A 22,816-nucleotide genomic window follows, 5' to 3' on the forward strand; every position below is an offset into this window, starting at 1 on the left:
GTATTTAAAAAGCGAGAAACGCATGAGATACCGGTTGATATCTCATACATTTCTCGCTATTTTTATACCTAAGTTGTTTGTAAAGGTTCAGTTGTTTCATGCTTGTTGACGACAAACATTAAGATACTTGCTACAAGCACCATGATGAATGCGAAATAAGGCGTGCTAGATAATGTTAAATGATTTAATATAAATCCGCCGATAACAGATCCAAGTGTAATACCTATGTTAAATGCAGATATATTTAAACTTGAAGCGAAATTGACAGTTTCTTTACTATTACGTTCAGCAAAAAGTACGACAATGAGTTGTAATCCGGGAACATTCATAAATGCGAATAGTCCCATTAATAATATGCTGATAAGACCAGCGACATGAAAATGTATCGTAAATCCAACAAGTAATAACGTTAATGCTTGTAATAGAAAAATAATCGTTAATGATTTCGTTGGCGCATGGTTCGTTAATTTTCCACCTAATGTATTACCAATCGCAACCATTACACCATACAATATTAAAATCATAACAATACTATTTGAGTCATAACCTAATATATTCGTTAAAATTTCAGTCATATAAGTGTAAACAACAAATGTACCACCATAGCCAAGCGCTGTAATTAAATAAATAGACATAAGCGGTTTGTTTTTAAAGACAGCAAGTTGATTAATAATAGGTGCTTGCTCATATTCTGTTAAATTTTTTGGAACGAATGATATATTTGCGATTAAACTAATGAGTCCTATCAAAGCAATCGTATAGAATGACATTTCGTAACCGAAGTTTTGACCGACCCAAGTACCAAATGGGACACCTGTAATCGTTGCAACTGTTAAACCTGTAAACATCATGGCGATGGCACTTGAACGTTTATGCGCAGGGACTAAGTCAGCTGCAATGGTTGTTGCAATAGACATGAATACACCATGTGAGAAAGCACTAAGCACTCTCATAGCAAGTAATAAACTAAATGATGTTGCAAGTCCTGCAAATACATTAGCAATAATAAACACAACCATAATGAGTATCAAAACAGTCTTTCTTTTCATATTATTTGTTAAAGGCGTTAAAATAGGGGCACCAACTGTAACACCAATAGCATATAAAGATACAGTAAGTCCTGCTAATGGGATCGTCACATCAAAGGCGTCTTTAATTAATGGGAGTAATCCTACGCTAATAAATTCCGTAGAACCAATAGCAAAAGCTGAGATAGCAAGTGATATAAGTGCGAGTTGATTCGAAAATTTGTTTTTCAATTTTTATATTCCTTCCTTTGTTATAAGATATGTGATATTTTAAAACGTAATAAGACAAATAGGAAGTACGCACTTTAAAGTCATATAGGTACTAAAAAGTGCCTTAGGGAGGAATCATGATGGAAGTTACGGAATATAATATTGGTGTAGAAGCAACAATAGATGTCATTGGCGGTAAATGGAAGCCAGTGATACTGTGTCATTTAAAGCATGGAACAATGCGAACATCTGAACTTAAAAAAGCTATTCCGCATATTACACAAAAAATGTTAACGCAACAATTAAGAGAATTAGAAAAAGATGGCATTATTAATCGAATTGTATATCAACAAGTACCACCAAAAGTTGAATACGAGATATCAGAATATGGTAGTACACTAAATGAATTACTAGAGCACTTATGTAAATGGGGAGAATTCCATATTAAAAAACGTAAAGAAGACGGCGAGCAAATAGAGCTTGATTCCGTAGAATTTATAGATGGAATTTAAGTAGAAAGTGTAAACAAGCAGGGACAAATTTTTGTCCCTGCTTGTTTTGTATCTTATTCAAACATACCTTTTCTAATCATTTGATAATCTGAAAGCATATGTTGTCCTTTTGCAAATACATCTTTTATTTGTTTCTTTTTCGGATCAATTATTAATATATCTGCATCATAGTGTTCTTCGATATGACCTTTATGATGTAGTGTTAATACGTTTGCGACATTTGAAGTAAATAAAGCAATCACTTCTTCCCAGTTCGAGTCTTGTACCAATAAATTAAATAATTGGTCTGTTAGCGTACTGCAGTTTGCAACGTCATAACCTACAAGTTGATTGTGTTCATCGAATTTAGGTAAACTGCCATGTCCATCTGAAGAAACGGTTAATTTTGAAATGTCTCCTCCATGTGCTCGGTAATAATTGACGTATTCTATTGTATTTGAACTTGCTGTTAAGTCAACATACACACCTTTATGACTTAATGAAATACCTTCTTCTAACAAATCTATCCCTTTATCAAAATGTGTCACATATAGTTTGTTCGGTTTAACATCAAAATGATCGATTAGGTCATGAATTTGTTTCAGTTTATGTTTACCTGTACCTATATGAAAATGTGTGACACCAGCTTTTCCACTTAGCATTCCGCCAACTGTTGTATCAGCCACAATTCTCGCGAGTTCTTCAGTTGTAGGAATAGATGATCTGAAATCATTTATTGCTATTTCACCAGTGCCAATCACTTTATCAATTAAAAACAAATCTTCTTTGATGGAGTTTGTAATTGTAGTAACAGGTAAGTGATAATTACCTGTGTACATATATGTAGAGACACCTTCAGCTTCTAATGCTTGAGCCTTTGCATATAAACTCGTTAGTGTTCTAGAAATACCATCTGTACCTATTAAGCCAACTACGCTTGTAATACCATTTGATATTAAATTTGTTAATTGAACTTCTGGTGTTCTTGTCACATAACTCGCTTCTCCGCCACCTCCGAGCAAATGAATATGTGGGTCTATAATCCCAGGCATAACCGTATATCCTGTAGCATCGATGATCTTTAAGTTTGGATCCAATTGCTTTATTAATTCAATATCTATATCTCCGATTTTAATAATAGATCGCCCTTGAATAAGTATCGATTGCTGACCCTTATAGTTCGGTGAATATACATCACCATTTTTAATAATTGTAAACATCAGCATCCTCCTTTAAAGCTTTCATTATATATATTTTAGTGTAAGTATGTCGTTAAATCAAAATGTAGCAAATCAAATTAATATATGTCGATATTCTATATGTAATATAAATGTAATATAAAATTACACTTTTTATAATGACTTTATACTTCATGTTATATATAATTAAATTGTACTTATTCTAAAAATATATAGGGGTGGATTAAATGTATCGATCGAAAAAAATTTTATCAGTAGGTTTTACTTCAGTTATGGCTTTGACTTTAGGATTATCAAATGTGGCTAGTGCGAAAGAAAGTAGTCCTTTAGATCAAAAGGAATTAAAATCAATTCCTAAACAAGAAATAAACACAAAAGCTGAAGCGCAAGAGATTTTGAGTCAGTTACCAGGCAATCCAAATATTAAGAAAAGTTACAAACAATTTGAAGTAGCAAATGAATTTAAAGATAACTTAGGATATACGCATTATACTTTAAAACCTAAAGTAGATAACTACGTTGTCGAAGATAAAGAAGTCAAGATACATACCAACGATAATCAAGAATTAGAGCTCGTCAATGGGGATGTCAATACAGAAAAAGTTACATATACAAATAAACAAAGCTTATCTAAAGATGAAGCGGTTAATAAAGCTTTTGAAAGTATCGGCGTAAGTCAAAATGAAGTGAAAAATATTAAAGGACAAAAAGTCGTTAATAAAGATGAACTAGTGATCAATGCTGAAAAGAAAAAATTAGTCTATAATGTTGAAATTATTTATTTAGATCCTAAACCAGCACGTTGGGAAATTAAAATTGATGCTGAGACTGGTGAAGTTGTAAGTAAGAAAAATAAAATTGAACATATTGCTGGAAGTGGTGTAGGTGTTAATGGTGACACTAAAAAGCCACTCAATTTAACAAAAATAAGCAATGGCTATGGTTTACAAGATGAAACACATTCTGGAACAATCCATACTTATGATGCAAAGAATGGTACGTCTAGCTTTTCACTTATGACAGATACGGATACAAACTTTAATAGTAAAAATCAAGCTGCAGGAGTGGATGCCCATTTTAATGCTGCTAAAACATATGATTACTATTTAAACACACACAATAGAGATAGTTATGATGGAAACGGTGCAGAAATTAATTCTATTGTCCATTTTGATAGAAATTATAATAATGCCTTTTGGAATGGCCAATACATGGTGTATGGAGATGGTGATGGCAAAACATTTACATCATTATCAGCTGCAGATGATGTTGTTGCACATGAATTAACACATGCTGTGACTGAACATAGTGCAAATCTTGTATATGAGAATCAACCAGGTGCTTTAAATGAATCAATGTCAGATGTGTTTGGTTACTTCGTTGACCCTGAAGACTGGTTAATGGGAGAAGATGCATACACACCAGGTAAACCAGGTGATGGATTAAGAAGTCTTTCTAATCCGGAACAATATAATCAACCTGCACATATGAATAACTATCAGAACTTGCCAAATACTGAACAAGGTGACTATGGTGGTGTGCATATTAATAGTGGTATACCAAACAAAGCGGCATATTTAACAATTAATAAAATTGGAAAAGAAAAATCAGAAGACATCTATTATAGAGCATTAACACAATACTTAAGTTCAAACTCTTCATTCTTAGATGCTAAATTTGCGTTAAAACAAGCAGCATCTGATTTATATGGTGCAAACTCAACAGAAGTACAACAAGTGGTCAATGCTTGGAATTCAGTAGGCGTAACTGGATAAAATAATTGTATTTTCACACATTGAGACTTAAAATAAAGAGGAGGACATTAACATGCAGAATCCGAAACATATGATACATCGTAAAATGCTTATGAATCAAGGTCGTGTATATTTGACGGGACAAATATGCACAGCAACACCGATACCAGATGATATGCATAGCGTGGGTTATTCAAACATGTTAATTCGATAACTGAATACGGGGAGCGTTATATATGAAATTAGGAGAACGTGTCAAACAAAGGAGAATAGATTTAAAGTTATCTCAACAAAATTTAGCGCAAGGTATTGCGACTCAAAGTCAAATTTCAAAAATAGAAAAGAATGAATTACAACCGGGATCTCAACTACTATTTAACATTTCAAGAAGATTAAATTGTAGTATGGACTATTTATATATTGGTGATGAGTTAGATACACAATTAGAACAGAAGTTAAAAGTAATAGAAAGATTGTTAGAAGAGCGTGATTATGATGCGCTCATACCTATTATAGATGGCAATTATTTATCCAATAGTTCAACAGATGAAATTGCTGCTTCGAAGTGGGTAAGATCGATTATTACTTTTTATAAGCATGATGATGTTGAACAATCTCTACAACTAATAGAAGAAGCTTATCGTTTAATGGATCATAATATGTATGAGAAATTACAAGTTTCTATCTGTAATACGCGCGCAATTTACTACTATAGACAGAATGAAAATGAAAAAGCAAAGTCATCACTAGAACAAGGTTTAGAAATTGCTAAACGCTATAATGTAGACGATAATTATCAAATCAAATTGTTATATACATTATCTAATATTTACTCGAATGAAAAAGCTTATGACAGATGTTTAGCTTATGCACAATCTGCATTAGATATTACGATTAAATCGAATAGATATATGTTATATAGTGAATTAGTTTATAATATTGTGCAATCACGATTAGAGATGGGCATTCTAAATGATACAGATAAGAAACAATTAGACATTGCACTTTTCTTAAGTGAACAATCTAAAAAACATAACATCACAATATTAATTAGAGATTTAATGAAAACTTTATAAACAAAAATACTTTCATAACCAATTCTTTTAAACGAATAGGATATGAAAGTATTTTTTATTTTTGAACGACTTGAAGTATGGTCTCTGTCGTAAATTCAGATTCAAGTTTAGAAGCTAATTGTTGAATGTCTTTAAAGTCATGTCTGTCTTTATAAGGATATGTATAATTGAGCGTCTTTAATATATGTAGGACAATCGCTTCTTCTAATATGACATGTTTATTGTTCAAAATAGTCGTCGTAATCGTTTCAGGGTAGTATTCTTTAATGATTTCATATATGTATAACTTCGCTAAATAGTAGGCTATCACATCGTATAATAAATCATATTTATGACATAGAGATTCTATAAATAAATATAAATGTGCGTTATCTTCTACTTGAATTGAAGCATCTTCTTTATATGTCCCAACAAGAAAATAAATATCTGGCTTTAAATATGTTTGATATTGCTTTAGAAATTTCAGCCTTACTTCAAAGATAATATGAACCAATTTCGTGTTTATTTTTAAAATTAAGGGAAGATCTTGTTCTAATTTTAGAAGTGTTGGATGGATATTTTGACATAGTAAATGTTCATCATATCCTGCATGCTTAAACTCTGTATGATACTTTGTAAAATATGAAAGCCTCGACTGTTCATTTAAATGAAAGTTATTGAAAAAATCATTAATTGTATTACTAATAATCATAATTGAACCCCTTAATATTTGCTTTAATCTTATGATAGTTATATTACCTGATTTTGATGATTTAATCATCAAATGGTAAAATTAAAAATTAATATTTGACGAGAAACAATATGTACTGTACCCTTTTAAAGTATTCAAGATATATAAGAGGAGAAAATAATGAATCAAATTAATCATAAAGGATCATTTATAGCTTTATTACCGTTAATCGTATTTGTAACGCTGTTTATAGGTACTGGATTAATCATGAAAGATTTTAATTACTTACCTTTAAATGTAGCGATTCTGATTGCAGCAGTCTTTGCATGTGCCATGTATCCAAAGACGCCTTTAGCTAAAAAATTAGATATATTTACAAAAGGTGCAGCTCATCCTAACATTTTATTAATGGTATTTGTCTTTTTAATGGCAGGTGCATTTAGTCAAACAGCTAAAAGTATGGGGGCTGTAAGTTCAACTGTTAATTTAGGATTATCTTTAATTCCCGGACAGTTTTTATTAGCAGGTTTATTCATTGTTGGTGCATTTATTTCAGTAGCGATGGGTACATCAATGGGAACGGTAGCAGCATTAGCACCAGTAGGCGTAGGTATCTCAGAAGCAACAGATATCTCACTTGCTTTAACAACAGCAACTGTCGTAGGCGGTGCAATGTTCGGCGATAATTTATCAATGATTTCAGATACTACTATCGCGGCAGTTAGAACACAACAAACGAAAATGAGCGATAAATTTAAGATGAATTTCTTAATTGTATTACCAGGTGCTATCTTAACAGTGCTTATTCTATGGTTTGTTACAAAAGATGCAGGTATGACAGATGCCAGTCAAGGTGGCTATAGTGTCATTAAAGTCATTCCATACTTATTTGTATTAATTAGTGCGTTATGCGGAATGAACGTATTGATGGTATTAGTACTTGGTGTCATCGTAGCAAGCTTAATAGGATTATTAGACGGCTCATTTACGCTAGCAGAAAATTTAAAAGCAATCTCAGATGGACTTATCGGCATGCAAGATATTTCTATGATTGCATTATTAATCGGCGGTATGATTGGACTAATAGAATACCATGGCGGAATAAAATGGTTGCTCAATACCGTAACGAAACGCTTGAAATCTAAACGAGGTGCAGAATTTGGAATTGCCAGTTTAGTAAGCGTGACGAATTTAGCAACAGCTAACAACACAATTTCAATCATTACAGCAGGACCACTCGCAAAAGAAATAGCAGATGATTATCAAATTGATCGCAGAAAATCAGCAAGTATATTAGATATATTTGCAAGTACAGTACAAGGAATTATTCCATATGGCGCACAAGTATTAGCAGCAACAAGCGTCGCAGGAATATCAACAGTATCACTATTACCATATTCATTTTATCCATATTTATTAGGCATATGTGGTATCGTGTCTATTATAATAGGCTATCCACGTAAGAAGAAAGAAGCGGAGTAAGCTTAAATAGTAATATTTTAAACAAAAACAAGCATATCACATTATGACTGAATGGTTCAGTTAAGTGATATGCTTGTTTTTTATAGCTATATATTTTTATGCTTTTTCTTGTTTGAGTTCGTAACCATATGCGGTTTCGCCATGGAATACGGCATCTAAGCCTTCTAGTTCTGCTTTTTCGTCTGTTCTTAATGTTGTAAAGATACTGATGATTTTAGCGATGATGTATGTCATGATGCCACTAAATGCGATTGTTACGACGACGGCAATGATTTGTACGACTACTGGCATAATGCCACCACCAAAGAATACACCGTCTGCTATTGTTGAGTTGACGCTAGAATTTTGGAAAAGACCTGTTCCTATTGCACCAACGACGCCTCCAAATCCGTGTAAACCGAATGCATCTAATGCATCGTCATAATTAAGTAAGACTTTAAGGTGCGTGATAACATAGTAACAAACGAATCCACCTAATATTCCTAGAATCATTGCACTTCCGTAACCGACAAAACCTGCTGCTGGTGTAATCGTTACGAGTCCTGCTAACATTCCTGATAATGTTCCGATTAACGTAACTTTTTTCTTTTGAATATATTCAAAGATAGACCAACCGGCAATACCTGCACATGATGCTAGTATTGTATTAACAAATGCGAGCATGGCAACTGAATCGAAAGTGAGTGCTGATCCTGTATTAAAGCCAAACCAACCGAACCATACGAGAATACCACCGATTAAAGTAATGACTAAATTATGTGGTGGTTTCTTATTACTAGGTTTTCTAGAACCGAGTAGTAGGGCAAGTACGAGTCCAGAAACACCAGATGAAATATGGACAACTGTACCACCAGCAAAATCTATTGCACCAAGTTTGTGAATCCAGCCGCCACCCCATACCCAATGTGCTACTGGGCTATAAACTAGAATGACCCATAAACTCATAAAGATTAAAAATGGTCCGAATTTCATTCTTTCAGCTACTGAACCAGTAAGAATTGAAACAGCAATGGTACAAAATGTTAATTGGAAAAGCATAAATAATGCGAATGGAATGGTTTCACTAAAATTACCATTAGGTGTGAATCCAACACCGTTTAATAATGCGTGTGAGAAATCACCTATCCATAAATTGTTACCGCCAAAACTAATAGAAAATCCTATTAATACCCATGTGAATGTTACAACAACAATTGCTGAAATACTGTGCATGGAAGTATTTAAAACATTTTTAGATTGAACTAATCCTCCGTAAAATAATGCTAATCCAGGTGTCATTAACCAAACTAACAACGTACAACCGAATAATAAAAGTGTATCTGTCTGACTCATCTTCCCTCAACTCCTTATTTTTTTAAAAGTATAAAATATAAAATAAGAAAAAAGAAATATGAGTCAGGTAAATTTACACTTGGTGTGATATTACTTAACATCTGTTAAGTAATTGGATTATTGAACACCTAAATAATCGAACGTAACAGCAGCGACTGATTTAGCTGCAATAAGTAGAGAACCTTCATCAATATCAAATTTAGGATGGTGATGAGGGAATGTTTCTTTATCTTTAGGACTTGCGCCTACATAGAAGAAGGTACAAGGCAATTCTTTTGCATAGTAAGCGAAATCTTCTGATGGTGGTTGTGGTTCGCAACGTTCAACACTTTTAACTTCAGGAATATTAGCCGCTTCAATTGCTTTCGCAACTTGTTTCGTTAATTCAGGATCATTATATAGAACCGGATAATCTCTCGTATATTCAAGTTCACATTGAACACCATACATAGATTCTAAACCTTTAGAAAGTCGTTTAACTTCTGATTCAATCAGTTGTAGAGTTTCTTCATTCATACCTCTAACGTCACCTTCTAATGTGACTTCATTTTTAATGATATTAAACTGTCCTTTACCATCAAATGAACCGATAGAAATAACGCCCATATCAAATGGATCCAATCTTCTTGAAACGATTGTTTGTACAGACATAACAAAGCTACTTGCTGCAACAATTGGGTCATTTGCTAAATGTGGTGAAGAACCATGACCACCACGTCCTGTTATTTTTAATTTAAAGATATTTCGACCTGATTGAACATTGCCTTCTCTATAATAAACGTGATCACTTTCAAGTGCGCTCATGACATGGACGCCGATAACATTATCAACACCATCAAGAATGCCATCTTTAATTAAGTATTGTGAACCACCAGGTGGCTTTTCTTCTGCAGGTTGGTGAATGATGACAATCTTACCTTTAAGTTGATCTTTTACTTCAATTAAAGTTTCAGCAAGCACCATCATATATGCAGTATGCGCGTCATGACCACAAGCATGCATGACACCTTCATTTTTAGAACTGAAAGGTAGGCCAGTATCTTCTTTTATAGGTAAAGCATCGAAATCAGCGCGTAACGCTAATGTCTTACCTGGTTTACCAGAATCAATGGTTACTTTAATACCGTAAATGCCTTCTCCTCCGATATGCGTTTGTAATGTGACATCCTTATCTTTATAAAAGTCAGCAATATACTGGGCTGTCTCTTTTTCTTCAAAAGATAACTCAGGATGCTCATGTAAGTATCTTCTGATTTCAATCATTTTGTTTTCTTTCTTAGATAATCTTTCATAGAAATCATTTAACATATCATGTTCCTCCTTATATTTGTTTAATTTTATTATAATAGAAATTTTTGAAAAATTGTTGTTAGAAGCGTAAATGGGTGTTGACATAACATGACAATGGGCGTAGAATGATTGAGTATTAGTTAGCAAAGCTAACTATATTTTTATGAGAAAAGGTGAAAACAATGAAGAACTTTTTATATTCCTACACAAATTTGTATCGACCATATATTCATCATATTAATGAAATATTGGAACCTTTTGATTTATATGCTGCGCAGTACAAAGTGTTACATGATATCGCATATAATCAACCAACCACACTTGTTCAAGTATCTAAGCGTTCTTTTATTGAGAAACCTACGGCTCGTAAAATTATAAAAAAATTAATCGAACGGGAATTGATTCAAGCAGTTAATAGTAAAGAAGATAAAAGAGAAAAATTCCTTACATTAACTGAGCAAGGTCAAAATCAATTCGATGAAATTCATCATAGAATTGGTGTATTTCAAGAAAAATGTCTGCAAGCAGTTGGTGTCGATGAAGCAGAACTTAATAAGGCACAAGAGATTTTAGAGAATTTGAGAAGTTATTTAATAGAGGAGGAAACAGAGTAATGGACGACCAAATTAAGAAACCGATTTGGACAAAAGATTTTATATTTAATTTTGTTATTAGCTTTTTTATATTTTTATCAATGTACTTACTATTAGTAACAGTAGGTGGTTATAGTAAAGAAACGTTCGGTGTTTCAGACAGTATGGCTGGTCTAGCATCAGGTTTATTCATAGTTGGATCATTAGTAGGTAGATTTTTAACAGGTAAATATATCAATATAGTAGGTAGTAAGAAAGTGTTAGTCATCGGTGGTATTCTACTAGTTATCACAAACGGTTTATATCTTGTGACTGCATCATCATTCGTATTGTTATTAATCGTACGTATTCTAAATGGTATTGCAAGTGGGGTAGCAAGTACAGCTACAGGAACAATTGCAGCATTTATCACACCAGCACAACGTCGTAGTGAAGGTATCAGTATGTATAGTTTAAGTATGGTACTCGGTACAGCAATCGGACCATTTATAGGCTTATTACTATATCAACACATTCCAATGTCTGGACTATTTACAATTTGTACGATACTTATTGTTGTAGCATTTGTTATGTCACTATTCATGAAAGTTGAAACACCTGTTATGGCGAGTGTTAAAACAGAAGAGAAAAAAGGATTTAAAATTACTGATTTCTTCTCAGTACATGCCTTACCAATTGCAATCGTAGTTGTGATTGTTAGTATTGCATACTCATCAGTATTGTCATTTATTCAATTCTTCGCACAAGAAAATCATTTAGTAGATGCAGCAAGTTTCTTCTTTGTTGTATATGCAGTAGCAGTCTTAATTACAAGACCATTTACAGGAAGAATTATGGACCAACGCGGTGAGAATATCGTTACAATACCAGCATTTATATGTTTAATTCTTGGTTTATTCCTAATTAGTATTGCAAGCAATGGTGCGGTCTTATTAATCGCAGGTGCATTTATAGGATTAGGATTCGGTAACTTACAATCAATATTCCAAGCATTAGTCGTTAAAGTATCACCAGTAGAAGCGATGGGATTAGCAACATCAACATATTTCATCGGCTTAGACTTCGGATTGGGATTCGGACCATATGTATTAGGTAACTTCACACATTCAATCGGATATTCAGGATTATATCTAGCAATGTCTATCGTAGCCTTATTAGGATTAGTCGCATTCTATTTCTTACACATGATTAAAGCTAAAAAAGTAAGTTAATTATAATTAGTTGATGATATGAAAGGACAGAATTCTGAGAAATGTCCCTGACTGAGTACATTCTAATTACCAGAATTCGAAATAATGGAAGTTAGCGTATTCTAATTACCAGAATTCAGAATAATGATAGTTAGCGGGTTCTAACTACCACAATTCAGAATAATGGAAGTTAGCGCATTCTAATTACCAGAATTCAGAATAATGGAAGTTAGCGTATTCTAATTACCAGAATTCAGAATAATGGAAGTTAGCGCATTCTAATTACCACAATTCAGAATAATGGAAGTTAGCGATACTCAATTACAAAACTTCATAATAATGTAGAGGCTGGGACATAATGTAATGTCTCAGTCTTTTTTAGTATCTAGGCAGTAGCTGACTGAATTGAAAATGCGCTTGTAACAAGCTTTTTTCAACTCTAGTCATCCTTGCCGGGGCGGGACTACGAAATCTTTTTATACATATTAGATTTCTGTCCCGCTCCCACTATATAAAAAAATAGCGTATAGGACAGTCATTGTCCTATACGCTATTTATATATTATCCTTCTAAATCAACTGAGTTGATATCAATGCCTAATGCGTCTGCTACACCTTTACCGTAGTCTGGATCTGCTTTGTAACAGTTACGGATGTGACGGTGTTTTACTTCGTCAGTAGTGCCTTGCATTTCGTTAGCTGTATTTTGGAAAATACGTTGTTGTTGTTCTGGTGATTGTAGACGGAATAATTTACCTGGTTGTTCATAGTAATTATCGTCATCTTCACGGAAGTCGTGTTCGTATAATTCACCTTCAAGTTCTAAACCTGGTTTTTTGTATTCTGGTTGTGATTGATGTGCTTCATAACTATTTGGATAGTAGTTAATGCCGCCACCTTGGTTACCATCTACTCTCATTTGTCCATCTCTTGAGAATGGGCAAACATTTGTTGCAGCTTTTGGTGAGTTTACTGGGATTTGCCAGTGGTTAACACCTAAGCGGTAACGTTGTGCATCTCCGTATGAGAATAAACGACCTTGTAACATTTTATCTGGAGAGAAGTCTATACCAGGGATGATGTTTGTAGGTGCAAATGCAGCTTGTTCAACATCTTGGAAATAGTTCTCTGGGTTACGGTTTAATTCGAATTCACCAACTGGAATTAATGGGTATTCGTCTTTGAACCAAACTTTAGTTAAGTCGAATGGGTTATCTTTATGATTTCTTGCTTGTTCTTCAGTCATAACTTGAATGTACATTTTCCATTTAGGGAAATTGCCTTCTTCAATCGCGTTGAATAAGTCTCTTTGACTTGATTCACGGTCTTTAGCAATTACTTGTTCAGCTTCTTCTGCTGTGTAATTTTCAATACCTTGTTGTGTTCTGAAGTGGAATTTAACCCATACACGTTCACCTGCATCGTTGTACATTGAATAAGTGTGTGAACCGAAACCGTGCATGTTACGGAATCCTTTTGGAATACCTCTGTCTGTCATTAAAATTGTAACTTGGTGTAAAGCTTCAGGTAATAATGTCCAGAAGTCCCAGTTTGATTGTGGGTTATGCATGTTTGTTTTAGGGTCACGTTTAACAACATGGTTTAAACTTGCAAATAATTTAGGATCGCGGAAGAAGAATACAGGTGTGTTGTTACCAACTAAGTCCCAGTTACCTTCTTCAGTATAGAATTTAAGTGCGAAACCACGGATGTCACGTTCAGCATCTGCAGCACCACGTTCACCAGCAACTGTAGAGAAACGTGCAAACATTTCAGTTTGTTTACCAATTTCAGAGAATATTTTAGCATTTGTATATTGTGTTATATCATGTGTAACAGTAAAAGTACCGAACGCACCAGAACCTTTAGCATGCATACGACGCTCTGGAATCACTTCTCTGTCGAAATGTGCCATTTGTTCTAAGAAATAAATATCTTGCATAGCAAGTGGTCCGCGTTTACCAGCAGTTAATGAATTTTCACGATCTGATACTGGCGCACCAAAAAGTCCTGTAAGTTTTGATTTATTACTCATATCATAATCCTCCTCAAGAATTCTTAATTATAATAATTCTAATTTCATATTAATTATAATTTAAAGTAAGCAAAGTGACAAGTAAAAGAATAAATAATACAGAAAGAATTACGGTGCTACTTTGTTATATATTTAGATATAATAACCTAAAAGTGTAAAAACTAAACATTATATAGGGCTTTTTGACTAAATTTTACGGTTTGTACACAAATTGTTAATAGAATATATTTTGTTTAAAATGAGAATTGGACAGATTAATTGATTATAAGAACTATAAATAATAAAAAAAGAACGCGTTTTTTCGCGTTCTTAATAGAAATCAATATTATTTAGGTAAATCCCTGTCTATAAATAGTGGCTCGACATCTACTCTTTTTAATATGATTTCTTTTGCTTTTTGAGGTAGCAGTTTAATTTCAGGAATTTCTGAGACTCTTAATGATACATATTTAACTTTTTGATCGAATGGAATGGTCAAGTCTTCTATAGATTCATTAATTGTAGCATGGTAAATAAATAATATTTCGTGATAAGACGTACTTTCATATTCAAAGAAATTTTGAACTGTTGTTAAAAAGTAAATATCATCACATTCAATATTGAGTTCTTCTTTGATTTCACGTTTAATAGCTGAGTCTGAGCTTTCGAAATATTTAACTCTGCCACCAATTAATGCATAATAATCATGTTTTTTATCATAGTGAAAACAATAACCATGCTTATCTTTGATGATTGCGCCAACTCTAATGTTCAACATACCATCGCCTGATTTAAGAGAAAGATCCATCACAACGACCTCCTTAGTATTAAATTAGAATAATTTAAGAATGACAATGCCGACAAAGACTAATATCGCACCAATTAATCGTCTCGTTGTAATTTTAAATTTTGGTGTATTAAATAAACCGAAGTGATCAATTAAAAGTCCCATTAACATTTGTCCAAATATAACGACCATTAATGTCAGTGCTGCACCGAGTTCAGGCATAAGTAATATGTTCGTCGTAACAAATACAACACCTAATGCACCACCAATAAAGTAGATCGGTTTAATCGTACCTTGTTCAGGTTGATGGAAGCTAAAACGAATTCTACGAACAAGAATAAGTGAAAGAATGAATAAAGCGATTGTCCCAACTGCGAATGATATAAGTGCTGAAAAATAAAATGAATCTACTTCATATCTAAGTGCACTATTAATAGCTGTTTGAATAGGGGGAAGACAACCCGTCATAATACCGAGAATCATCCAATAATTAGTATGATTAGATTGCGTTGTAATAACACGTGATGATTTCTTTTTATAATTCATTAATAATATACCCAGTAACATCAGAATTACGCCAGAAATTCTGCCGATATTGATTGTATGAATGTCAGCATCAAATAATCCGAATTGGTCGATGATCAGTCCCATTATAATTTGACCGGAAACTGTCATCACGACTGTTAATGCTGCGCCAATTCTTGGAAGTAATAATAAATTACCTGTTAAAAAGACGACGCCTAATAGACCACCTGTAAACCAAACGTATGAAAAGTCTTGATTCATTATAAATGAAGGTGTTAATTTTTGTGGGTTCATAATGGTATTCACAATGATTAACACGATCGTTCCGATTAAGAATGAATAAAATGATGCAAGTATAGGTGATTTCGTGTAACTACCAAGTTTCGTGTTAATAGATGTTTGTAATGGTACACATAACCCTGCTAAAATGCCTAGAATAATTAATAAAATCAATCTTCATAACCCCTTTTTTCTATATCTACAGCTTCTTGATAATAAATCTTTTGTTCATTTTCTGGCACCATGTTACCGCCTGTTGACCAAACGAGGTGCGTGGCATTTTCGGAATCATAATTTAAATCATGAATATATTTTAAACCTTGGAAACCTGAAGTAGCAGAAGGTTCTATAAAGATATTCTCATGATCTTTTAATGATTTTAAATAAAGATAAAGTTGATGGTCATTTACTGTACATGAACCAAATAATAATGAAGTCATAATGTTGCCGACTAATTTCGATGGACGACTAACTGCTAAACCATCTGCAATTGTTTTCCCGGATAAACCTATATCTTGAACGGAAATTTGATCATGTAGCTGTGTAATCATGCCTAAAGTCATACAAGGTGCTTCAGTAGGTTCGATAAAGATAGGATGTACATGGTCACCGTAAATGAGTTTTAATCCAAATGCGACACCACCAGGACCACCGCCGACGCCACATGGTAAATAGACGTATAACGGATGTGCTTTATCTACATGAATATTTAAATCTTTCAATTGATGTTTAAGTCTTAGCGCACTAACTGCATATCCTAAAAATAAATCTTTAGATGCTTCATCATCAACAAAGTGACAATAAGGATCATTTGCTGCAGCTTTACGACCTTCTTTTACAGCATAACCGTAATCTTGTATATGTTCTACGACTTCGACTCCTTTAGAACGGAGAAGATCCTTTTTCCATGTCTTAGCATCTTGAGACATATGAACCGTTACTTTGAAACCTAATTTGGCACTCATAATACCAATGCTTAATCCTAAATTACCAGTAGAACCAACAGCAATTCTATATTTAGAGAAAATAGATTGATATTGTTCAGTAGCAAGAAGGCGGTAATCACTATTAATCGTAAAATCAGTTTCTTTCATAGCTGTTTCTTCAGCAAACTTTAACACTTCATAAATGCCACCACGTGCTTTAATAGAACCAGAAATAGGTAAAGCATGGTCACCTTTAAGAAATAAACGTCCCTTTAAATGACTGAATCGTGCATTTTTAAAATGATCTAATGAAAAAATTTGAGATTCAATTTTTCCATTGTTTTGTTTCGTTTCAGGAAAGACTTCTTCAATATACGGTGCAAAACGAGCTAATCGTTGTTCAGCATCTAATACATCATCCATCGAAAATGGTAAATCAGTAGTCGTTAAATAGTCAGGATTTTTCCAAAATACTTCTTCTCCATTTTTAATATTAGAAATAATAGGATATTTATCTTCTAATGATTTTATGTCTATAGACATGAATAATCTCTCCTTTTTAAAATATGATGTAATACAATAGTACAACTGTTTGAATATTATAGATAGATTGTGAGAATAAAAAATATATGATTATTTGTAATCTTTAACAATAATAGAAGGTTTAGAAGTTTTGGGATGCCAAGAACGACATGTTTGTAGTGGGTGAGTTAATTACAAAAGTGGTCGGAATTGTAACTAAGAACCCCGCTATCATCACACCAACATACTCATAAAAAAGACTTCCGACGTATTATCGGAAGTCTCCATATTCTACATTTTAAGATGTATATAAATCTCTTGTAGGTGTTGCGATTCTGCTTGGGTCTGCATGTTTAATAATTGCACGTACATATAATGAAGCGACAATTAGAAATACCACTGATCCGCCAATTACAGATGTTTGATATGGTAATGATAATCCTTCGGGTGCATATAATACATATACACTAATTGCAGCAGTCATGAATAACGCTGGTATTCCGGCTACTAAATGTTTCTTGCCATATCTTAATAAGTAACTTACACTTACCCACAACATAACGGTTGCGACGATTTGATTTGAGAACCCTACATATCTCCATAAGAATGAATAATCAATTGTTGATAGTAAGAAAGCTGGTAACCCTACCGCAAAGCTTGCTGCGATCATTAATACTTTTGGCTTAATTTTTACTTTATCTCTCATGAAATCTTCTATAATCATTCTTGAACTTCTAAGTGCAGTATCACCAGTTGTAATAGGTAGAATGATGACACCAAGTAGTGCAAGGATACTACCGAATGGTCCTAATAGTTCCATTGAGATTTGGTCAACGACACCAGCTGGACCGATAGATTGTAATTTTGCTGCTAATCCCTCAGTACCACCGAAGAAAGTCATACCAGCTGCTGCCCAAATTAATGCAATAATACCTTCTGAAATCATTGCGCCATAAAAGACTTTTCTACCTTCTGATTCATTTTTAACTGTTCTTGAAATGATTGGACTTTGCGTACAATGGAAACCTGAAATGGCACCACAAGATATTGTCACCATAAGTAATGGCCAAACAGGTAGTTCTTTAGGATGCATATTATGAATTGTAATTTCAGGAATATGCTTACCACTGAATATTAAAGCAACGGCTACACTAACTGCCATAACGATTAAGATAACACCGAATATTGGATAAATACGTCCAATAATTTTATTGATAGGAAGTATAGCTGCTAGTATAAAGTATGTAAAAATGATAACTAATGCTACGAAGAACGATATAGGTGTCTTGCTTGATAATAATTGAGCTGGACCAGCAACAAATGCAGCTGCAACGAGCACCATCAAGACGACAGACACAACGTCTGTAAACACTCTAATAACCTTACCTAAATAATGTTGTACAAGCATAGGGAACTGTGCACCGCCATGTCTCAAACTTAACATGCCTGAGAAATAGTCATGTACACCGCCAGCAACGATACATCCTACAACAATCCAGATAAATGCTACTGGTCCATATAAAGCACCAGCTACAGCACCAAAAATCGGCCCCAATCCAGCTATGTTGAGCAGCTGAATCATCCATCCTTTCCAAGCAGGCATAGGTACAAAATCCATATTATCTTGTTTACTATACGCTGGTGTTTGTTTATCTGGATGTATCTCGAATACACGTTCAACATATTTACCGTAAAAGATATACCCCAAAATTAAAATAATAATACTAGAAATAAATGTAACCATTGTAAAACCTTCTTTCAAACTAAGAATATTCATAGATTAGCAAATATTTAACAGTGTATCAATAATGTTTTTGAAATTTCTGAAAATTTATCAATATAGTATGTATAACAATTATTTGCAATTGTAAAATTACAAAATTATAATCAAAAGTAAGCCGTTTCATTTAATTATGAATATATTTGGCTTTTTTGGGCATAATTTCATAGAGGGGGTAATCAATATGCAAGAACATCAGGTTATAACAATTGATGGTAAAGATTTTCTTGTAGAAGAGGGCATGAGGCTATTAGATTTTATTAAAGCTGAAAAGTTATCCTTTGTTCCGTCTATATGCTACAACGAATCTTTAGGACCAATTGAAACGTGTGACTCATGTGTCGTCGAAGTTAATGGGCAACTTCAACGTGCATGTAGTACGATGATTGAGAATGGCATGGTTGTGAATACACAACTTGAATCCGTGAAATCAGCTCAGAAACAAGCATTGGACAGAGTGCTTGAACACCATGAATTATATTGTACAGTTTGTGATTATAATAATGGCAATTGCGAAATTCATAATACAATGGGTGAATTTGGTTTAGAACATCAATCTAATCCATTTCAATCTAAAGGTTATGAAAAAGATTTTGGGGCATTTTATAGATATGATCCAGATCAATGTATTCTATGCGGTAGATGTGTAGAAGTATGTCAAGATGTACAAGTGAACGAAACGTTGACGATTGATTGGGAAAGAAAACAACCTAGAGTTATTTGGGACAATGATCGCGCGATTGATGAATCAAGTTGTGTGAACTGTGGACAATGTGTAACAGTATGTCCTTGTAATGCTTTGATGGAAAATAACATGCTAGGTAATGCAGGCTATATGACTGATCAAGAACCTGGCTTATTACGTTCGATGATTGAACTCACTAAAAAAGCTGAAACTGGATATGGACCACTGTTTGCGATTTCTGATTCAGAAGCGGCGATGCGAGAAGATGTCATTAAGAAGACGAAGACAGTATGTACTTACTGTGGTGTAGGTTGCTCATTTGATGTTTGGACAAAAGATAGAGAAATATTAAGAGTGTTACCACATGAAGATTCTCCAGCAAATCATATTTCTACGTGTGTTAAAGGGAAATTCGCATGGGACTATGTGAATTCTGAAGATAGATTAACGAAACCTTTAGTTAGAAAAGAAGGTTATTTCCAAGAAGTTGAATGGGATGAAGCTTTGAGAGTAATTAGTACACGATTTTCGCAAATTAAAAATCAATATGGTAAAGATGCATTAGCGTTTATTTCATCTTCTAAATGTACAAATGAAGAATCATATTTAATGCAGAAATTAGCGAGACAAGTTATCGGAACGCATAATGTCGATAATTGTTCTAGATATTGTCAATCACCCGCTACTCAAGGATTGTTTAGAACTGTAGGTTACGGTGGTGATTCAGGTTCAATTGAAGATTTAGAAAAAGCTAAAATGGTCATTACTATCGGTACAAACACAGCAGAAGCACATCCAGTTATCGCGAGTAGAATTAAACGTGCGCATAAATTATTAGGACAAAAACTATATGTATTTGATATTAGAAAACACGAGATGGCTGAACGTGCAGATAAATTTTATCAACCAAATCCTGGTACAGATTTAGTTTGGCTATCAGCTGTAACAAAATATATTATCGACCAAAATTGGCACGATGAAGCTTTTATCAATAAATGGGTTAATGATTTTGATAGTTATTATGACAGTCTTAAAACATTTACGTTAGAGTATGCAGAAAGTCTAACGGGCATTAGTCAAACAGAACTTAAACATATTGCTAAACAAGTTGCAGAAACTGAATCTCTATCCATATGTTGGGCAATGGGGGTAACGCAACATCGTATCGGTAGTGATACAAGTACAGCTATTTCTAACTTATTATTAGTAACAGGGAATTATATGAGACCAGGCACAGGTGCTTATCCACTAAGAGGTCACAACAATGTTCAAGGATGTAGTGATATGGGCAGTATGCCTAACACATTCCCAGGATATCAAGATGTGTCTGATGATGAAGTAAGACATAAATTTGAACAAGCTTGGCAAGTTTCGCTCGATTCAGAAAGAGGTTTGGACAACCATCAAATGATAGATAGTATACATGAAGGGACATTACACTCACTTTATATTAAAGGTGAAGATACAGGTGTTGTAGACGCTAATATTAATTATGTCAGATCAGCATTTGAGAAAATTGATTTCTTAGTCGTTCAAGATTTATTTTTATCAAAAACAGCCGAATTTGCAGATGTTGTCTTACCTGCATCTCCTTCATTAGAAAAAGATGGTACATTTACAAATACTGAAAGACGCGTTCAAAGAATCAATAAAGCATTAGACACGCTTGGAGATTCTAAACCAGACTGGGAAATCATTCAATTAATTGCTCAGTCACTTGGCGCAGATTGGGATTATCAACATCCTAGTGAAATATGGTATGAAGCACAATCTCTTATGCCTTTAGTTAAAGGTATTACGTATGATCGTTTAGAAGGATTTGATAGTTTACAATGGCCAATGAATGATGATGGCACTGATACACCATTATTATATACAGAAAGATTTAATTTCCCTGATGGCAAAGCTAGACTTTATCCATTGTCATTTAATGTTGAATCTAAAAAGACTAAAGAAATGTCATTACACGTTAATAATGGACGTGTCTTAGAACATTTCCATGAAGGTAATATGACTTATCAAGTACCAGGTTTAAAATATAAATTACCTAGAAACTTCTGTGAAATTTCTAAAGAACTTGCTGAAGAACATGGTATCGAAAATGGTGCGAGAGTTAAAGTAACTTCTAAAGTAGGTACAGTAGAAGTGAATGTACAAGTAACAGACAGAGTAGCAGGTAATAATATTTATATTCCGTTAAATGATCAGAATGAAGGTGCACCTAACTTTGTAACAGATAGTGATGTTGATAAAGATACAAATACACCAGCATATAAAGATAATTATGCGAAGTTAGAAGTTGTCACTAAAAAAGGCAAATCACCTATACCTAAACATAATTCACGTTTTGGTAATAGACAGCCACAGATTAGTGTGAGAGTACAAGATAAGTGGGCGAAATCAAGTTATACATTCCCTAGTAAAGGTGGCGATTTATAATGGGTGAAAGAGTTAAAGTGATCAAGAAAATTCATAAAAGTAGAGAATATATAATTGAAGAAAATATGAATGACATTAAATCACGATTATCAGATCGAAAAATTGCCATTGAAAAAGGAATTGATATACTCGATGCACTGGAAGAAGCGGAGGCGTTGGATGCATTTCACGCAGCCATTGTGCAACGTAAAATCATTACGAAAAATATCGTCAATGAACTAAATAAAGAACAATATGAAGGTATTTTAGGAAATCTTGGACAAGTTCTATTTCTATTAGGAGAATTGGATATAGAAGAAACATCGACTTTCGTGAGAAGAATTAATAACGGTATGAAAGTAGCAAATAGGGCTAATCCTTATAAGAAGACTTCCGTAACAGATTTATTAGGCGCACTTAAAGATCCAGAAATTAATCAAAGTGTAACGCTATTATTGAACTTTTTAAAAGGTATGAGTAGAGAAGAGTGAGACTGATTTCTGTCTCGCTCTTATTTTTTGAAAACATTTCGTTGAAATTTAAGAAAATATAAGATAAGTTAAAAC

General features: G+C 33.6%; 19 protein-coding genes. 9 read left to right on the top strand and 10 right to left on the bottom strand.

The window, feature by feature from the left end:
- Positions 1-68: 68 nt before the first annotated feature.
- Positions 69-1,259: an MFS transporter gene (locus LQ617_RS11425; protein ID WP_239740444.1), complete on the bottom strand. Its 1,191-nt coding sequence runs from the start codon at positions 1,257-1,259 to the stop codon at positions 69-71.
- A gap of 119 nt (positions 1,260-1,378) precedes the next feature.
- Between LQ617_RS11425 and LQ617_RS11430 the strand changes: the two genes are divergently transcribed.
- Positions 1,379-1,750 (top strand): winged helix-turn-helix transcriptional regulator, encoded by a 372-nt coding sequence (locus LQ617_RS11430; RefSeq protein WP_025906885.1) that lies wholly within the window; start codon positions 1,379-1,381, stop codon positions 1,748-1,750.
- 53 nt (positions 1,751-1,803) lie between these two features.
- On the opposite strand, the gene iadA is transcribed toward LQ617_RS11430, so the two are convergent.
- Positions 1,804-2,949 (bottom strand): beta-aspartyl-peptidase, encoded by a 1,146-nt coding sequence (gene iadA / locus LQ617_RS11435; RefSeq protein WP_239740445.1) that lies wholly within the window; start codon positions 2,947-2,949, stop codon positions 1,804-1,806.
- A gap of 206 nt (positions 2,950-3,155) precedes the next feature.
- On the opposite strand from iadA, the gene LQ617_RS11440 reads away from it, so the two are divergent.
- Genes LQ617_RS11440 through LQ617_RS11450 form a run of 3 tightly spaced genes read left to right on the top strand, consistent with a single transcriptional unit; the run spans position 3,156 to position 5,758 of the window.
- Positions 3,156-4,703, top strand: coding sequence for a M4 family metallopeptidase (locus LQ617_RS11440; RefSeq protein WP_159315478.1), 1,548 nt, complete (start codon positions 3,156-3,158; stop codon positions 4,701-4,703).
- A gap of 52 nt (positions 4,704-4,755) precedes the next feature.
- On the top strand, positions 4,756-4,896 hold the full coding sequence (locus LQ617_RS11445; RefSeq protein ID WP_159315477.1) for a hypothetical protein: 141 nt from the start codon (positions 4,756-4,758) through the stop codon (positions 4,894-4,896).
- A gap of 22 nt (positions 4,897-4,918) precedes the next feature.
- Positions 4,919-5,758 (top strand): helix-turn-helix domain-containing protein, encoded by an 840-nt coding sequence (locus LQ617_RS11450; RefSeq protein ID WP_037589104.1) that lies wholly within the window; start codon positions 4,919-4,921, stop codon positions 5,756-5,758.
- 55 nt (positions 5,759-5,813) lie between these two features.
- Here the strand turns inward: LQ617_RS11450 and LQ617_RS11455 are convergent, their stop codons facing one another.
- Positions 5,814-6,449 carry a hypothetical protein gene (locus LQ617_RS11455; RefSeq protein ID WP_239740446.1) on the bottom strand — a complete coding sequence of 212 codons (636 nt, stop codon included), beginning with the start codon at positions 6,447-6,449 and terminating at the stop codon, positions 5,814-5,816.
- Positions 6,450-6,608: 159 nt separating this feature from the next.
- On the opposite strand from LQ617_RS11455, the gene LQ617_RS11460 reads away from it, so the two are divergent.
- Complete coding sequence (locus LQ617_RS11460) at positions 6,609-7,910, top strand: Na+/H+ antiporter NhaC family protein (RefSeq protein ID WP_107577495.1); 1,302 nt, start codon at positions 6,609-6,611, stop codon at positions 7,908-7,910.
- A gap of 96 nt (positions 7,911-8,006) precedes the next feature.
- Here LQ617_RS11460 and LQ617_RS11465 read toward each other — a convergent pair whose 3' ends face one another.
- Both LQ617_RS11465 and LQ617_RS11470 read right to left on the bottom strand, forming a co-directional pair.
- On the bottom strand, positions 8,007-9,242 hold the full coding sequence (locus LQ617_RS11465; RefSeq protein ID WP_206166763.1) for an ammonium transporter: 1,236 nt from the start codon (positions 9,240-9,242) through the stop codon (positions 8,007-8,009).
- 117 nt (positions 9,243-9,359) lie between these two features.
- The gene (locus LQ617_RS11470; RefSeq protein WP_239740447.1) at positions 9,360-10,550 is read right to left on the bottom strand and encodes a M20 family metallopeptidase; all 1,191 of its coding nucleotides are present in this window, start codon (positions 10,548-10,550) and stop codon (positions 9,360-9,362) included.
- A gap of 194 nt (positions 10,551-10,744) precedes the next feature.
- Here LQ617_RS11470 and LQ617_RS11475 point away from each other — a divergent pair, with 194 nt between their 5' ends.
- Both LQ617_RS11475 and LQ617_RS11480 read left to right on the top strand, forming a co-directional pair.
- Positions 10,745-11,146 carry a MarR family winged helix-turn-helix transcriptional regulator gene (locus LQ617_RS11475; RefSeq protein ID WP_239740448.1) on the top strand — a complete coding sequence of 134 codons (402 nt, stop codon included), beginning with the start codon at positions 10,745-10,747 and terminating at the stop codon, positions 11,144-11,146.
- Positions 11,146-12,336, top strand: coding sequence for an MFS transporter (locus LQ617_RS11480; RefSeq protein WP_239740449.1), 1,191 nt, complete (start codon positions 11,146-11,148; stop codon positions 12,334-12,336). The genes LQ617_RS11475 and LQ617_RS11480 overlap by 1 nt, the downstream gene beginning before the upstream one ends.
- A 540-nt stretch (positions 12,337-12,876) precedes the next feature.
- On the opposite strand, the gene LQ617_RS11485 is transcribed toward LQ617_RS11480, so the two are convergent.
- The 5 genes from LQ617_RS11485 to LQ617_RS11505 form a co-directional block, all read right to left on the bottom strand.
- Positions 12,877-14,349 (bottom strand): catalase, encoded by a 1,473-nt coding sequence (locus LQ617_RS11485; RefSeq protein WP_037589095.1) that lies wholly within the window; start codon positions 14,347-14,349, stop codon positions 12,877-12,879.
- Between the two features lie 325 nt (positions 14,350-14,674).
- On the bottom strand, positions 14,675-15,136 hold the full coding sequence (locus LQ617_RS11490; RefSeq protein ID WP_037589094.1) for an NUDIX domain-containing protein: 462 nt from the start codon (positions 15,134-15,136) through the stop codon (positions 14,675-14,677).
- Positions 15,137-15,160: 24 nt separating this feature from the next.
- Positions 15,161-16,093: a DMT family transporter gene (locus LQ617_RS11495; RefSeq protein WP_126477734.1), complete on the bottom strand. Its 933-nt coding sequence runs from the start codon at positions 16,091-16,093 to the stop codon at positions 15,161-15,163.
- Positions 16,090-17,388 carry a D-serine ammonia-lyase gene (locus tag LQ617_RS11500; RefSeq protein WP_239740450.1) on the bottom strand — a complete coding sequence of 433 codons (1,299 nt, stop codon included), beginning with the start codon at positions 17,386-17,388 and terminating at the stop codon, positions 16,090-16,092. Before LQ617_RS11500 ends, LQ617_RS11495 begins: the two co-directional genes overlap by 4 nt.
- A gap of 277 nt (positions 17,389-17,665) precedes the next feature.
- Positions 17,666-19,111, bottom strand: a complete 1,446-nt coding sequence (locus LQ617_RS11505; RefSeq protein WP_239740473.1) for a carbon starvation CstA family protein — start codon at positions 19,109-19,111, stop codon at positions 17,666-17,668.
- Between the two features lie 220 nt (positions 19,112-19,331).
- Between LQ617_RS11505 and fdhF the strand changes: the two genes are divergently transcribed.
- Both fdhF and LQ617_RS11515 read left to right on the top strand, forming a co-directional pair.
- Positions 19,332-22,271, top strand: coding sequence for a formate dehydrogenase subunit alpha (fdhF, locus tag LQ617_RS11510; protein WP_239740451.1), 2,940 nt, complete (start codon positions 19,332-19,334; stop codon positions 22,269-22,271).
- The gene (locus tag LQ617_RS11515; RefSeq protein ID WP_037589089.1) at positions 22,271-22,741 is read left to right on the top strand and encodes a helical membrane plugin domain-containing protein; all 471 of its coding nucleotides are present in this window, start codon (positions 22,271-22,273) and stop codon (positions 22,739-22,741) included. Before fdhF ends, LQ617_RS11515 begins: the two co-directional genes overlap by 1 nt.
- Positions 22,742-22,816: the final 75 nt, after the last annotated feature.

Origin of the sequence: Mammaliicoccus sp. P-M59, assembly GCF_022386135.1 — a bacterium.
Taxonomy (GTDB): Bacteria; Bacillota; Bacilli; order Staphylococcales; family Staphylococcaceae; genus Mammaliicoccus; species Mammaliicoccus sciuri_A.

What these genes read in the sequence shown, in the direction of transcription:
- LQ617_RS11430 (WP_025906885.1), top strand. Translation starts at nt 1,379, where the DNA reads ATGGAAGTTACGGAATATAATATTGGTGTAGAAGCAACAATAGATGTC.
- LQ617_RS11505 (WP_239740473.1), bottom strand. Translation starts at nt 19,111, where the DNA reads ATGGTTACATTTATTTCTAGTATTATTATTTTAATTTTGGGGTATATC.
- LQ617_RS11515 (WP_037589089.1), top strand. Translation starts at nt 22,271, where the DNA reads ATGGGTGAAAGAGTTAAAGTGATCAAGAAAATTCATAAAAGTAGAGAA.
- fdhF (WP_239740451.1), top strand. Translation starts at nt 19,332, where the DNA reads ATGCAAGAACATCAGGTTATAACAATTGATGGTAAAGATTTTCTTGTA.
- LQ617_RS11455 (WP_239740446.1), bottom strand. Translation starts at nt 6,449, where the DNA reads ATGATTATTAGTAATACAATTAATGATTTTTTCAATAACTTTCATTTA.
- LQ617_RS11450 (WP_037589104.1), top strand. Translation starts at nt 4,919, where the DNA reads ATGAAATTAGGAGAACGTGTCAAACAAAGGAGAATAGATTTAAAGTTA.
- LQ617_RS11490 (WP_037589094.1), bottom strand. Translation starts at nt 15,136, where the DNA reads ATGGATCTTTCTCTTAAATCAGGCGATGGTATGTTGAACATTAGAGTT.
- LQ617_RS11460 (WP_107577495.1), top strand. Translation starts at nt 6,609, where the DNA reads ATGAATCAAATTAATCATAAAGGATCATTTATAGCTTTATTACCGTTA.
- LQ617_RS11465 (WP_206166763.1), bottom strand. Translation starts at nt 9,242, where the DNA reads ATGAGTCAGACAGATACACTTTTATTATTCGGTTGTACGTTGTTAGTT.
- LQ617_RS11480 (WP_239740449.1), top strand. Translation starts at nt 11,146, where the DNA reads ATGGACGACCAAATTAAGAAACCGATTTGGACAAAAGATTTTATATTT.
- LQ617_RS11470 (WP_239740447.1), bottom strand. Translation starts at nt 10,550, where the DNA reads ATGTTAAATGATTTCTATGAAAGATTATCTAAGAAAGAAAACAAAATG.
- LQ617_RS11500 (WP_239740450.1), bottom strand. Translation starts at nt 17,388, where the DNA reads ATGTCTATAGACATAAAATCATTAGAAGATAAATATCCTATTATTTCT.
- LQ617_RS11445 (WP_159315477.1), top strand. Translation starts at nt 4,756, where the DNA reads ATGCAGAATCCGAAACATATGATACATCGTAAAATGCTTATGAATCAA.
- LQ617_RS11440 (WP_159315478.1), top strand. Translation starts at nt 3,156, where the DNA reads ATGTATCGATCGAAAAAAATTTTATCAGTAGGTTTTACTTCAGTTATG.
- LQ617_RS11485 (WP_037589095.1), bottom strand. Translation starts at nt 14,349, where the DNA reads ATGAGTAATAAATCAAAACTTACAGGACTTTTTGGTGCGCCAGTATCA.
- iadA (WP_239740445.1), bottom strand. Translation starts at nt 2,949, where the DNA reads ATGTTTACAATTATTAAAAATGGTGATGTATATTCACCGAACTATAAG.